The organism is Variovorax sp. Varisp36 (genome assembly GCF_047304235.1).
GTDB lineage: Bacteria > Pseudomonadota > Gammaproteobacteria > Burkholderiales > Burkholderiaceae_C > Variovorax.
Genome location: NZ_JBGLYU010000041.1, coordinates 1 through 13,675, shown reverse-complemented (window position 1 = coordinate 13,675; position 13,675 = coordinate 1). Strand labels below are relative to the sequence as shown.

The window sequence follows — 13,675 nt, the reverse complement described above, 5'->3', positions numbered from 1 at the left end:
TCAGCGGCGCGGAGTGCGCGAGGTGAAAAAGCGTTGCAACAAACAGAAAACGAACAGCAGCGCGCCGACCACGATGCGGGTCCACCACGAGCTCAGCGTGCCGTCGAATGAAATGAGGGTCTGGATGATCCCGAGCATCAGCACGCCGAACAGCGTGCCCGCCACATAGCCCACGCCGCCCGTGAGCAGCGTGCCGCCGATCACCACCGCCGCGATGGCGTCCAGCTCCAGCCCGATGGCATGCAGCCCGTAGCCCGAGAGCATGTAGAAGGTGAAGATCACGCCCGCCAGTGCCGAGCAGAAGCCCGAGAGCGTGTACACGCCGACCAGCGTGCGGCGTACCGGCAGGCCCATCAGCATCGCCGAGTTCTCGCTGCCGCCGATGGCGTACACCGCGCGGCCGAAGGGCGTGCAATGCGCGATGAAGATCGCCGCCAGCAGCACCACGACGGCGATCACCGCGCTGATCGACACCGAAGCCTCGCCCCAGATCGGAATGCGGATCTGCGAGACCTCCGAGTAGAACTCGTTGGTGATGCTGATCGAGTCGATGCTGATCAGGTAGCACAGCCCCCGCGCCAGGAACATGCCGGCCAGCGTGACGATGAAAGGCTGCAGCCGGAAGCGCTCGATGAGCAGCCCCATGAACGCACCGAAAGCCGTGCCCATCGCCAATACCAGCGGAATCACGATGCCGGGGCTCCAGCCGTGCTTCTCGACCAGCGAGGCCGAGACCATGGTGGTCAGCGCGATCACCGAGCCCACCGACAGATCGATGCCGCCCGAAAGGATCACGAAGGTCATGCCCACGGCCACGACGATCAGGAAGGCGTTGTCGATCAGCAGGTTGAGGAACACCTGCGCCGAGAAGAAGCCATCGTAGAAAACAGAACCCAGCGTAGCCACCAGCACGAACAGCGAAATCGTCGCCGCCAACGGCAGGTACTTTGGATTGAGCCCTCCCCTCTTGCCGCCTCTCCCGCTTGCGGGAGAGGGCTGGGGTGAGGGTCCCGTATCGATCACCGCGCTCATGCCCGCCCCTCTTCATGCACCGGCCGCTGCGCCAGCGCCCGCACTTGCGACCTGAACTCCGGCGACTGCAGCAGCATCACGGCAAACACCACGCCCGCCTTCACGACAAGGTTGATCTCCGGCGGCACCCCCAGCGAATAGATCGCATAGGTCAGCGTCTGGATGATCAGCGCTCCGATCACGCTGCCCACGAGGCTGAAGCGCCCGCCGGTCAGCGCCGTGCCACCCAGCGTCACCGCCAGGATCGCGTCGAGCTCGATGAGCTGCCCCGCGTTGTTGCCGTCCGCGCTCTTCACGTTGGAGCTGATGAGCAAGCCCGCCACACCCGCGCAGGCACCGCAGAACGCATACGCACCGACGATCAGCCGCCGCGCCTGCACGCCCGCCACGCGCGCCGCCGTCGGGTTGATCCCCACTGCCTGGATGAACAGGCCCAGCGCCGTGCGCGTGATCGCCAGGTACAGCAGCACGAACACCGCCGCCACGATGAACAGCGAGAACGGCAGCCCGAGAAGGTAGCCGCTGCCGAGGAAGAAGAAGGGCTTGTAGTAGATCGTGATGATCTGCCCGTCGGCAATGAGCTGCGCGATGCCTCGCCCCGCCACCATGAGGATCAGCGTCGCGATGATCGGCTGCATGCCGACCTTGGCGACCAGCAGCCCGTTCCACAGCCCGCACAGCAATGCGATGCCGATGGCCGCGAGGATGGCGAGCGGCATCGGGAAGCGGCTCACGTCATTGGCCACCGAGCCACCGATCATCCAGGCCGCGAGCGCCGCCGCGATGGCCACCACCGCGCCCACCGAGATGTCGATGCCGCGCGTCGCGATCACGAGCGTCATGCCCAGCGACACGAGCACCAGAGGCGCCGCGCGGTTCAGGATGTCGATCAGGCTGCCGTAGAGATGGCCTTCGCGCCATTCGAGATGCAGGAAGCTGGTGTTGAAGGCGATGTTCACCGCGAGCAGCAGGAACAATGTGACGAGAGGCCAGGCGAGGCGGTGGCTCATGAAGGATGAAAGGCGGTTCATGTCAAAGCGCTTCTTTGATGCGGGAGATACCGCGGAACCGGCTTTGCCGGGCCGCTGGTGTCGCCCCCGGAAGGGGGTTGGCGAAGCGACACGAAGTGCGCGAAGACTGGGGGAGAGTCATGTTGTCGCTGCAATCATTTCGTAGACTTCGTCCTCGCTCGAGCCACCGGGCAGCTCGCCCACCTTCTGCCGATCCCGCAGCACCACGATGCGGTGCGCCACGCGCACCACCTCGCTCATTTCCGAGGAGATGAAGATCACCGCCATGCCCGCCTTCGCGAGCCGCAGGATCTCTTCCATGATCTCCTGCTTGGCCGCCACGTCGATGCCGCGCGTGGGCTCGTCGAGGATCAGCAGGCGCGGCTCGGTCGCGAGCCAGCGCGCGATCATGGCCTTCTGCTGGTTGCCGCCCGACAGCAGCCCGATGGGCGTTTCGACGCTCGCGGCCTTGATGCCGAGCGACTTCACGAAGCGCTCGGCCATCTCGGTCTGCTCGGCATGCGACAGGAAGCGCCGAGTGCCCAGGCGCGCCTGCAGCGCCAGCGCGATGTTCTCGCGCACCGACAGCTCGGCAACGATGCCATCGGTCTTGCGTTCTTCGGGACACAGCGCAAGACCTTCGCGAATGGCATCGGCCGGGTTCGAGAAGCTCATGGTGCGGCCATCGACCTTGAGCACGCCGCGGTCCGGCAACTCCAGCCCGAACAGCAGCCGTGCGAGTTCCGTGCGGCCCGCGCCCAGCAGGCCCGCGATGCCGACGACTTCGCCGGCACGCACACGCAAATCCGTCGCCTGCAGCTGGCCCGCCTGCCCCAATCCTTCGGCTTGCAGCAATGCGGGTGCGGCCTCATCGAACGAAGGCAAGGCAGCGGGACGCGCCGACTGCGCCGCCAGCTCACGCCCGAGCATCGCTGCGATCAACGCCTGCGGCCCCAGGTCTGCGGCACGCCACTCGCCGATCCAGCTGCCGTTGCGCAGCACCGTGATGCGGTCCGACACCGCATACATCTGGTTGAAAAAGTGCGTCACGAAGACGATGGCCAGCCCTTCGCCGCGCAGGCGCCGCAGCACCTCGAACAGCTTTTCCACCTCGTCGTCGTCCAGGCTCGACGTCGGCTCGTCGAGGATCAGCACCTTCGACGACACGCCCAGCGCACGCGCAATCGCCACCATCTGCTGCACCGCAACCGAGTAGCCCGACAGCAGCCGCGTCACGTCGATGTCGAGCCCGATGCGCCCCAGCAGCTCTTCGGCGCGGCGGTTCACCGCGGCCCAGTCGATGCGAAAGCCCTGCGCCGCGCCGCAACGCGGATAGCGCCCCGCGAACACGTTCTCCGCCACCGACAGGTTCGGGCACAGGTTCACCTCCTGGTAGACCGTGCTGATGCCCAGCTTCTGCGCGTCGAGCGGCGAGTGCGGCTGGATCGGCTGGCCGTCGAGGAACATCTCGCCGCCGCTCGACGGCAGCACGCCCGTCAGCACCTTGATCAGCGTCGACTTGCCCGCGCCGTTCTGACCCATCAGCGCATGGATCTCGCCCGAGTACAGGTTGAGCCGTACGTCGCGCAGTACCTGGATGCTGCCGAACTGCTTGTGGATGCCCCGAAGCTCGAGCACGGGGCTGAGGCTGCCGTCTGTCATGCGCGGCTACTTGTTCTTGTTGTAGACGTCGATGAACACCGCGGCCAGCAGCACCAGGCCCTTGATGACCTGCTGGTAGTCGATGCCGATGCCCAGGATCGACATGCCGTTGTTCATCACGCCCATGATGAAGGCGCCGATCACCGCGCCCATCACGCGGCCCACGCCGCCCGAGGCAGAGGCGCCGCCGATGAAGCAGGCCGCGATCACGTCGAGCTCGAAGCCCAGGCCGGCCTTCGGCGTCGCGGTATTGAGCCGCGCCGCGAACACCAGCCCGGCCAGCGCCGCCAGCGCGCCCATGTTCACGAAGGTGAGGAAGGCGAGCCGCTGCGTCTTCACGCCCGACAGCCGCGCCGCCTTCTCGTTGCCGCCCAGCGCATAGATTCGCCGGCCGACGGTGGTGCGGTTGGTGACGAAGTCGTACACCACGATCAGCACCGCCATCACGATCAGCACGTTGGGCAGGCCCTTGTAGGTCGACAGCAGGTAGCTGAAGAACAGGATGATGGCCGCGAAGAACAGGTTCTTCACGAGGAAGAAGGCGTAGGGCTCCTGCTCCATGCCGTGCGCCGCCAGCTTGGCGCGCCCGCGCAGCTTGAAGAACACCAGCGCCGCGGCGGCCAGCGCGCCCACGACCAGCGAGGTGGTGCGCAATGCGTCGCCGCCCAGCGGATCGGGAATGAAGCCCGAGCTGAGCCGCTGGAATTCCACCGGGAACGGGCCCACCGATTGCCCCGCCAGCAGCGCCAGCGTGAGCCCCTTGAACACCAGCATGCCCGCGAGCGTGACGATGAACGACGGGATCTTGCGGAACGCGACGAACCAGCCCTGCGCGGCGCCGATGACGGCGCCCGCGAGGATGCTCACGATCGCCGTCGGCACGAAGTGCCATTCGTACTCGACCATCAGCACCGCTGCAAGCGCCCCGATGAAGCCGCAGACCGAGCCCACCGACAGGTCGATGTGCCCCGCCACGATCACCAGCAGCATGCCCAGCGCCATGATGACCACGTAGCTGTTCTGCAGCAGCAGGTTGGTGAGGTTCAGCGGCCGCAGCAGCGTGCCGTCGGTCAGCACCTGGAACAGCACCATGATCGCGACCAGCGAGATCAGCATGCCGTATTCGCGCAGGTTGTTCTTCAGGAAGCCGACATGCAGCTTCGGCGCCTCGGAGGCGGGAACGGCGGCCTTCACCGCGTTGACTTCAGGCTGCGACATGGATCGAACTCCCCGAGCTCACGATGGCATGCATGATGCGTTCCTGCGAGGCCTCGGCCACTGGAAATTCGGCGACGAAGCGCCCCTCGTTCATTACGTAGATGCGGTCGCACATGCCGAGCAGTTCCGGCAGTTCCGAAGAAATCATGAGAATGCCTTTGCCCTCGCTCGCAAGCTGGTCGATGATGGTGTAGATCTCGTACTTGGCGCCCACGTCGATACCGCGCGTGGGCTCGTCGAGGATCAGCAGTTCCGGCTTGGTGAAGAGCCACTTGCTCAACACCACCTTCTGCTGGTTGCCTCCCGACAGATTGACCACCAGCTGCTCGATGCCCGAGCAGCGGATGTTGAGTGCCTTGCGGTATTCGTTGGCCACCTTGAATTCGCGCCCGTTGTCGATGACCGACGAATCGGCGATCGCATCGAGGTTGGCCAGGCTGATGTTCTTGCGGATGTCTTCCTCCAGCACCAGCCCCAGGCCCTTGCGGTCCTCGGTGACGTAGGCGATGCCGTGGTCGATGGCCTTGCGCACCGTGCCCACGTCCACGGGCTTGCCGTGCATGAGCACGGAGCCGCTGATGCGCTGGCCGTAGGACTTGCCGAAGACGCTCATGGCGAGCTCGGTGCGCCCCGCGCCCATGAGGCCCGCGATGCCGACGATCTCGCCCTTGCGCACGTTCAGGTTCACGCCCTTGATCTGTTCGCGGTCGGCGTGCAGCGCATGGTGCACGCGCCAGTCGCGCACCTCGAACACGGTCTCGCCGATCTTCGGATGGCGCTGCGGATAGCGGTGCGCCATGTCGCGCCCCACCATGCCGCGGATGATGCGGTCCTCGCTGATCGGCTGGCCGCGGCAGTCCATGGTCTCGACCGTCGCGCCGTCGCGCAGCACGGTGACCGAATCGGCCACCTTGGAAATCTCGTTGAGCTTGTGCGAGATGAGGATCGACGCGATGCCCTGGCGCTTGAGCTCCAGCAGCAGCATCAGCAACGCATCGCTGTCGTTCTCGTTCAGGCTCGCGGTCGGCTCGTCGAGGATCAGGAGCTTGACCTCCTTGGCCAGCGCCTTGGCGATTTCCACCAGCTGCTGCTTGCCGACACCGAGGTCGGTCACGAGCGTGGTGGGCAACTCCTTGAGGCCCACCTTGGCAAGCAGCTCTCGCGTCTTCGCATAGGCGGCGAACCAGTCGATCACGCCGCCGTTCGCAATCTCGTTGCCGAGGAAGATGTTCTCGGCAATCGAGAGCAGCGGCACCAGCGCGAGCTCCTGGTGGATGATGATGATCCCGAGCTTCTCGCTGTCGGCGATGCCCTTGAAGCGGCGAAGCTCGCCCTCGAAATGGATCTCGCCGGTGTACGAGTCGCACGGGTAGACGCCGCTCAGCACTTTCATGAGCGTCGACTTGCCCGCGCCGTTCTCGCCGACCACCGCGTGGATCTCCCCCGCGCGCACGGCGAGGTTGACGTTGCTGAGGGCTTTCACCCCCGGAAACGTCTTGGTGATCCCGCGCATTTCGAGGATCGTGCGTTCGCCTTGACTCACTTGACTTGGCTTTCCTTGTAGTAGCCGCTGTCGACCAGCACCTGCTTCCAGTTCGACGCGTCCACGCTCACCGGCTTCAGCAGGTACGAGGGCACGACCTTGATGCCGTTGTTGTAGGTCTTGGTGTCGTTCACCTCGGGCTGCTTGCCAGAGAGCATGGCGTCCGCCATGGCCACCGTCACCTTGGCCAGCTCGCGCGTGTCCTTGAACACGGTCGAGGTCTGCTCCTTGCGCAGGATCGACTTGATCGAAGGCACCTCGGCGTCCTGCCCCGACACCACCGGCATCGGCTGCGAGCCCGAGCCGTAGCCCACGCCCTTGAGCGACGAGAGGATGCCGATGGACAGGCCGTCGTACGGCGACAGCACCGCGTCGACGCGGTCCTTGGTGTAGAAGGCCGACAGCAGGTTGTCCATGCGCGCCTGCGCCACCGCGCCGTCCCAGCGCAGCGTGCCGACCTTGTCCATGCCCATCTGCTTGCTGCGCACCACGAGCTTGCCGCTCTTGATGTACGGGTCGAGCACCGACATCGCGCCGTTGTAGAAGAAGAAGGCGTTGTTATCGTCCGGCGAGCCGCCGAACAGCTCGATGTTGAACGGGCCCTTGCCGCTTTTCAGGTCGAGCGCCTTCTCGATCGACTGCGCCTGCAGCACGCCAACCTGGAAGTTGTCGAAGGTGGCGTAATAGTCGACGTTCTTCGAGCCCTTGATGAGCCGGTCGTACGCGATGACCTTCACGCCCTTGTCGGCCGCCTTTTGCAGCACGTCGGACAGCGTGGTGCCGTCGATGGCCGCGATGACCAGCACCTTCGAGCCCTTGGTCACCATGTTCTCGATCTGCGCGAGCTGGTTGGGGATGTCGTCGTCGGCGTACTGCAGGTCGGTCTTGTAGCCCTTGTCCTTGAAGTACTTGACCATGTTGGCGCCATCGGCGATCCAGCGGGCCGACGACTTGGTGGGCATCGAGATCGCGATCAGGCCCTTGTCCTGCGCATTGGCCAGCGGCGTGAAGCCGACGATGGCGAATGCGATGCCCGCGAGCGATGCTTTGAGGAATTTGCGTTTCATGGCTGTGGGCTCTCAGTACTTGCGATTGGGAAACTCTTTGGCAGCGACTTCCATCGGGAAGATGCTTTCTTCGGTCACGATGCGCTTGGGCAGCGTCTTGCCTGCCTTGATGTCTTTCACGGCGCTCATCAGTTGCGGGCCGAGCAGCGGGCTGCATTCGACCGACACATTGAGCTTGCCCGCGATCATCGCTTCGAACGCCCCCTTCACGCCGTCGATGGAGATGATGGTGATGTCCTTCGCGGGCTTCAGGCCGGCCTCTTCGATGGCCTGGATCGCACCGATGGCCATGTCGTCGTTGTGCGCGAAGAGCACGTTGATCTTCTTGCCCTCGGCCTTCAGGAAAGCTTCCATCACCTCCTTGCCCTTGGCGCGCGTGAAGTCGCCGGTCTGCGAGCGGATGATCTTGAACTTCGGGTCGGCCTTGATGATTTCCTCGAAGCCCTTCTTGCGGTCGATGGCCGGCGCCGAACCCACGGTGCCCTGCAGCTCGACGATGTTCACGTCGCCCTTCTGGTCCTTCATCTTCTCGACCAGCCAGCGGCCGGCCTTGCGGCCTTCTTCGGTGAAGTCCGAGCCCATGAAGGTCACGTAGAGCGAGTCGTCCTTGGTGTTGACGGAGCGGTCGGTCAGCACCACCGGGATCTTGGCGGCCTTGGCTTCGCGCAGCACGGTTTCCCAGCCCGACTCGACCACGGGCGAGAACGCGATCACGTCGACCTTCTGCGCGATGTACGAGCGGATGGCCTTGATCTGATTTTCCTGCTTCTGCTGCGCATCGGAGAACTTGAGCTCGATGCCGGCGTCCTTCGCGGACGACTTGATCGACTCGGTGTTGGCAGTGCGCCATTCGCTCTCGGCGCCCACCTGCGCGAAGCCGAGCACGAGTTTTTTCTGCGCGAGCGCAGAAACGGGCAGCAGCCCGCCGAGGGCGGCGGCGGCCAGTGCAGTGTTGAGCGTGCGGCGATTCATCGTCATGGGATGTCTCCTTCTGTTGACTTGCTTGTTGAGAACGGTTTTTTGTGGCTCAGGCCAGCATGTAGCCGGTCTTCACCGTCGTGTAGAACTCCGCGGCGTGGCGCCCTTGTTCGCGCGGCCCGTAGCCCGACCCCTTGCGGCCGCCGAAGGGCACGTGGAAATCCACCCCTGCGGTCGGCAGATTGACCATCGTCATGCCGACCACGGCATGGCGCCTGAAATGCATCGCGTGCTTCAGCGAATTGGTGCAGATGCCCGCGCACAGGCCGAAGGGCGTGTCGTTGCACAGCGCGAGTGCTTCATCGTAGTTGTCGGCGCGCAGCACGCAGGCCAGCGGGCCGAAGATTTCCTCGCGCGCGATGCGGTGCGCCGGCTTGGCCAGGAACAGCGCGGGGCTCATGTAGTGGCCGGCGGTGGCGCGTTCGAGCGCTTCGCCACCCCACACGTGCTCGGCGCCCTCTTCGCGCGCCACCTCGACCCAGGCGAGGTTCTGCGCGAGGCGCTCCTCGTCGGCCACCGGGCCGATGTCGACGCCGCGCTCCAGCGCATGGCCGATCTTCAGCGTCTTGAGCCGCTGGCGCAGCCTGGCCACGAAGGCGTCGTGCACCGCTGCCTCGACGATGAGCCGGCTCGACGCGGTGCAGCGCTGGCCGGCGGAAAAATAGGCGCCCTGCACCGCGCAGTCGACGGCGCGGTCGAGGTCGGCATCGGCCAGCACCACCAGCGCGTTCTTGCCGCCGGTCTCGAGCTGCACCTTGGCTCGGCGCGAAGCTGCCGCCTGCAGGATGCGCTCGCCGTTGGCCATCGAGCCTGTGAAGCTCAGCGCATCGACCAGCGCGCTGTCGACCAGCGCCTGCCCCACTTCGCGGCCGCTGCCCATCACGAGGTTGAAGGCGCCGGCCGGCAAGGCGGCGCGGCTGATGATCTCGGCCAGCGCCCAGCCGCAGGCCGGCACCAGTTCGGCCGGCTTGAACACCACGCTGTTGCCGTGGGCCAGCGCGGGCGCGATCTTCCATGCCGGGATGACGAACGGCGAGTTCCACGGCGTGATGAGCCCGACCACGCCGACCGGCTCGCGCGTGACGTCGACCTGCACGCCCGCGCGTACCGAGGCGACGTTCTCGCCGCCGCCGCCACGCAGGGCCTCGCCCGCGAAGAACTTGAAGATCTGGCCCGCCCGCGCCACTTCGGCCACCGCCTCGGGCAGGGTCTTGCCCACCTCGCGCGCCAGCAGCAGGCCCAGGTCGTCCTTGCGTGCGAGCAGTTCTGCGCCGATGCGGTCGAGCACGTCGGCGCGCCGCTGCGGCGTGCTGTGGCTCCAATGGGGAAAGGCCTCGGTGGCCGCGCGGATGGCGGCCTCGGCCTGGCGGCGATCGGCGCGTGCGTACTCGGCCACCACTTCGCTGGTGTCCGAGGGATTGGCGCTCACACCCGTGGTCGCGCTGGTTTCCCAGCGGCCATTGATGTACTGCCGCACGTTCTGATGGAGCTCGCCGTGAATCACCGGGCGGGGGCCTTGTCTCTGTAGTTCTGGATGTGCGGCGAGTCTAGAAACAAAAATGATATCAATCCAATTGTTTTTTAAGCAAAATGGATATCGATCATTGGATTCTGGAAAACCCGATCAGTCCTTCGTTTCAAGTCAAAGAGACATGACCAACTACAACCACTGGTTCATCCGCGCCCGCCTCAAGACCCGGCAGCTCTTGCTGCTCGTGGCCCTGGCCGAGGAAGGCAACATCCACCGCGCGGCGCAGGTGCTCAACATGACGCAGCCCGCCGCCTCCAAGCTGCTGAAGGACCTGGAAGACGTGCTGGAGGTGCCGCTGTTCGACCGCCTGCCGCGCGGCATGCGCCCCACCTGGTACGGCGAGACCATGATCCGCCACGCCCGTGTGGCGCTCGCGAGCCTGAACCAGGCGCACGACGAGCTCACCGCGCTCAAGGCCGGGCGCTTCGGCCAGGTGAGCGTGGGCGCCATCACCGCGCCCGGGCTCACGCTGCTGCCACCGGCCGTGGCCATGGTCAAGCGCGAGCAGCCCGACCTGCGCGTGTCGCTGGAGATCGAGACCAGCCCGGTGCTCATCGAGCGGCTCGAGCAGGGCAAGCTCGACATCCTGGTGGCGCGCCTCTTCGCCGAGCACGACAAGTCGCAGCTGCGCTACGAAGCACTGAGCGAAGAGCCGGTGTGCGCGCTGGTGCGGCCGGGCCATCCACTGCTGGGCGTGAGCGGGCTCACGCTGCGCGACGTGGTGAGCGCAGGCTGGATCGTGCCGCCCGCGGGCAGCGTGCTGCGGCATCGCTTCGAGCTGATGTTCCAGGAAGAAGGCCTGGCGCCGCCGACCAACACCATCGAGAGCCCGGCGCTGCTCTTCATCACGCGCATGCTGCAGCAGAGCGACATGGTGGCGGTGCTGGCGACCGACGTGGCGCGCTACTACGCCGCGCACGGCATCGTGTCGCTGCTGCCGCTGGACATGCCCTGCCACATGGACGCCTTCGGCATCATCACGCGCACCGACCGGCTGCCGTCGCCGGCGGCGAAGGTGATGATGAAGGCGCTGAAGACGGCGGCTGTGAGCGTGTACGGGCGGAAGCTGGAACTGGACTAACCCCCAGTCTTCGCGCACTTCGTGTCGCTTCGCCAACCCCCTTGCAGGGGGCAACGCCAGCGGCCCGGCAAAGCCGGTTCCGCGGCATTCCGCGCACAGCAATTCCGTTCAGGTCCAGCCGGCGTCCACGGTGAACTCCTGGGCCGTGCACATCTTCGCGTCGTCCGATGCCAGGAACAGCACCATGCGCGCGATGTCTTCCGGCATCAGCTTGTCGGGCAGGCACTGGTTGCGCTTGAGCGACTGTTCGCCTTCGTCGTCGAGCCACAGCTTCACCTGGCGCTCCGTCATCACCCAGCCGGGCGACACAGTGTTGATGCGGATGCGGTCGCGGCCCAGGTCCACCGCGAGCCCGCGCGTGAGGCCGTTCACCGACGACTTGGCGATCGCGTAGCAGGGGTAGCCCGAGCCCTTCGTCTGCCAGCCCGTGGAGCCCAGGTTGACCACCGAGCCGAAGCCCAGGCGCTTCATGCCCGGCACCACCGACTGGATCGCGAACAGCGCCGGCCGCTCGTTGATGGCCATGCGGTTGTCGTAGTAGTCGGGCGTGACCGATTCGAGCGTGTGGCGGTCATCGCTTGCCACGTTGTTGACCAGCACCGCGAAGTCGCCGAGTTCGGTGGCCGCGTCGGAAATGGCCTTCTGCAGCGCGGCGATGTCGCGCACGTCGCAGGCGCGCCACCACGGCGCCGCGTGGCCGGCCTCCTCGATCTGCCGTGCGAGCGCCGCGCTGGAACCCTCGGCAATATCGATGAAGGCGACGCGCGTGCCCTGGGCTGCGAACGCTGCGACGATGGCAGCGCCAATGCCGCTGCCGCCACCGGTGACGAAAACGGCACGGTCTTTCAGGCTGGGATAAATGGAATGTGGGGGGGAATTCAAGAAAAGTCTCCAGGGTGCTCGGCAACTGACATTGCAAAAAGCATATTCATCAATGCCTAAATTTTAAATTTCCGTTATCAATATGCCTTGATACGATCCGCCGAGTCAAGAAGACATGACGAGGAAAAAACAAATGAACAAGCAAGAGACAGGCGTCCTCCCCCCTTCATCCGCATCTGCATCCGTGCCGTCGGCCGCAGGCGAGCTCGCATGCATCTGGGCCGCCGGCGCCAACCTTGGCGAGGGCACGATGTGGTCGCAGCGCGAGCAGGCGCTCTACTGGATCGACATCCTCACGCCGCGCCTGTTCCGCTACGACCCCGCCAGCGGCGCGCAGCGAACCTGGACCTTCGACGAGGAGATCACCGCCATCGCCGAGCGCGCCTCGGCGCCGGGCCTCATCGTCACGCTGCGCCGCGGCTTCGCGCTGTTCGACACCACCGCGCCCGGCGACGACGCGAAGCCGCGCTACCTGCACCAGCCCGAGCCCGAGCGCACCGGCAACCGCTTCAACGACGGCAAGTGCGACAGCCGAGGCCGCTTCTGGGGCGGCAGCATGGACTTCGACTGCCAGGCACCGACCGGCGCGCTCTACCGCTACGACGCCGACGGCCGCTGCACCAGGCACGACGACGGCTTCGAGGTGACCAACGGCCCGACATGGTCGGCCGACGGGCGCACGATGTACTTCAACAACACGGCGCGCAACAACCTCTACGCCTACGACTTCGACGTGGAGGCGGGCACGGTGTCGAACCGGCGCCTGTGGCACCGCTTCCCGAAGCCCGATGGCCTGCCCGACGGCATGACCACCGACGCGGCCGGCCGTCTCTGGATCGCGCACTGGGGCGGCGCCTGCGTGACCTGCCATGACCCGGTGAGCGCGGCCGAGCTGTGCCGCATCCCGCTGCCCGCGAGCCACGTCACCGACTGCGCCTTCGGCGACGCCGACCTGTGCACGCTCTACATCACGACCGCGCGCAACGGACTCACGGCCGAACAGCAGGCGGCCGAGCCGCTGGCGGGCGGGCTGTTCAGGGTGCGCATCGGCAGCCCGGGGGTGCCGGCGGCGCTGTTCGCGGGCTGAAGAAGCTGCCAGACTCGCCCGCGAGACGCAGGTGCGCACCCGCGCCGTAGAACTGGCGATGCCGCGGAGATCACGCTTGTTTCAAGCCCTTAGCGCCAAGCATCAACTGCGCACTAGTTCCGGGCGCTGTTACTTTCGTGTACTTACGGCGCCAGTACAAGGGCTTACATAATCCCCGGAAAAAGCCAGCCCTCATCCGTAGCGGCAGGCGCATTCAGGGAGTCCCATGTCCAACTTCGAAGGCGTGCTCGCACGCCTGCGGCAGCCATGAAGCGCCGCGTCACGATCCAGACGCCCTTGGGCGAGGCACTGCAATTCCACCGCCTCGTCGGTCGAGAGACACTCAGCCAGGCTTACGTTTTTGAAATCGATCTGCTGGGCAGCAGCAACGCCATCGATCCCAAGACCCTGCTGGGCAAGGCCGCCACCGTCGCGATGGAAACCGAGAGCGGCGCCCTGCGCCACCTTGCCGGCATCGTCACGCGCTTCGGCCTTTCGCAGCAAGACGCGCGACAGTCCTTCTACAAGATGCGGCTGCGTCCCTGGCTCTGGCTCGCCACCCGCCGAAGCGACTTCCGCATCTT

Annotated in this window: 12 protein-coding genes; 3 read left to right on the top strand and 9 right to left on the bottom strand. The window is 65.8% G+C overall.

Translation table 11 applies throughout. The features are described 5' to 3' along the window. The 8 genes from yjfF to ACCD11_RS21405 all read right to left on the bottom strand — a co-directional run bounded on the left by yjfF (nt 1) and on the right by ACCD11_RS21405 (nt 10,014). Nucleotides 1-1,032, bottom strand: a complete 1,032-nt coding sequence (gene yjfF / locus ACCD11_RS21440) for a galactofuranose ABC transporter, permease protein YjfF (protein WP_413315387.1) — start codon at nt 1,030-1,032, stop codon at nt 1-3. After that, nucleotides 1,029-2,063 (bottom strand): ABC transporter permease, encoded by a 1,035-nt coding sequence (locus ACCD11_RS21435; protein WP_007831778.1) that lies wholly within the window; start codon nt 2,061-2,063, stop codon nt 1,029-1,031. Before ACCD11_RS21435 ends, yjfF begins: the two co-directional genes overlap by 4 nt. Before the next feature lie 117 nt (nt 2,064-2,180). Beyond that, nucleotides 2,181-3,704, bottom strand: coding sequence for a sugar ABC transporter ATP-binding protein (locus ACCD11_RS21430; RefSeq protein WP_413315386.1), 1,524 nt, complete (start codon nt 3,702-3,704; stop codon nt 2,181-2,183). A gap of 6 nt (nt 3,705-3,710) precedes the next feature. Next, nucleotides 3,711-4,922: a multiple monosaccharide ABC transporter permease gene (gene mmsB / locus ACCD11_RS21425; protein WP_007831782.1), complete on the bottom strand. Its 1,212-nt coding sequence runs from the start codon at nt 4,920-4,922 to the stop codon at nt 3,711-3,713. Further along, entirely contained in the window at nt 4,909-6,435 is a 1,527-nt protein-coding gene (gene mmsA, locus ACCD11_RS21420) for a multiple monosaccharide ABC transporter ATP-binding protein (RefSeq protein WP_042673160.1), read from the bottom strand. Before mmsA ends, mmsB begins: the two co-directional genes overlap by 14 nt. A gap of 26 nt (nt 6,436-6,461) precedes the next feature. Next, a complete protein-coding gene (chvE, locus tag ACCD11_RS21415) occupies nt 6,462-7,532 on the bottom strand; it encodes a multiple monosaccharide ABC transporter substrate-binding protein (RefSeq protein WP_056597171.1) in 1,071 nt (356 codons plus the stop codon). Between the two features lie 12 nt (nt 7,533-7,544). Then, the gene (locus ACCD11_RS21410) at nt 7,545-8,510 is read right to left on the bottom strand and encodes an ABC transporter substrate-binding protein (protein WP_056509196.1); all 966 of its coding nucleotides are present in this window, start codon (nt 8,508-8,510) and stop codon (nt 7,545-7,547) included. Between the two features lie 49 nt (nt 8,511-8,559). Next, nucleotides 8,560-10,014 (bottom strand): aldehyde dehydrogenase family protein, encoded by a 1,455-nt coding sequence (locus ACCD11_RS21405; RefSeq protein WP_413315385.1) that lies wholly within the window; start codon nt 10,012-10,014, stop codon nt 8,560-8,562. Nucleotides 10,015-10,162: 148 nt separating this feature from the next. Between ACCD11_RS21405 and ACCD11_RS21400 the strand changes: the two genes are divergently transcribed. Beyond that, a complete protein-coding gene (locus tag ACCD11_RS21400; RefSeq protein ID WP_007831791.1) occupies nt 10,163-11,122 on the top strand; it encodes a LysR family transcriptional regulator in 960 nt (319 codons plus the stop codon). Between the two features lie 108 nt (nt 11,123-11,230). Here the strand turns inward: ACCD11_RS21400 and ACCD11_RS21395 are convergent, their stop codons facing one another. Further along, nucleotides 11,231-12,004: an SDR family NAD(P)-dependent oxidoreductase gene (locus ACCD11_RS21395; RefSeq protein WP_413315384.1), complete on the bottom strand. Its 774-nt coding sequence runs from the start codon at nt 12,002-12,004 to the stop codon at nt 11,231-11,233. Nucleotides 12,005-12,137: 133 nt separating this feature from the next. On the opposite strand from ACCD11_RS21395, the gene ACCD11_RS21390 reads away from it, so the two are divergent. After that, nucleotides 12,138-13,091 carry an SMP-30/gluconolactonase/LRE family protein gene (locus tag ACCD11_RS21390; protein ID WP_413315383.1) on the top strand — a complete coding sequence of 318 codons (954 nt, stop codon included), beginning with the start codon at nt 12,138-12,140 and terminating at the stop codon, nt 13,089-13,091. Nucleotides 13,092-13,358: 267 nt separating this feature from the next. Next, a partial coding sequence (locus ACCD11_RS21385) for a contractile injection system protein, VgrG/Pvc8 family (protein ID WP_413315382.1) occupies nt 13,359-13,675 on the top strand: 317 nt, incomplete at its 3' end.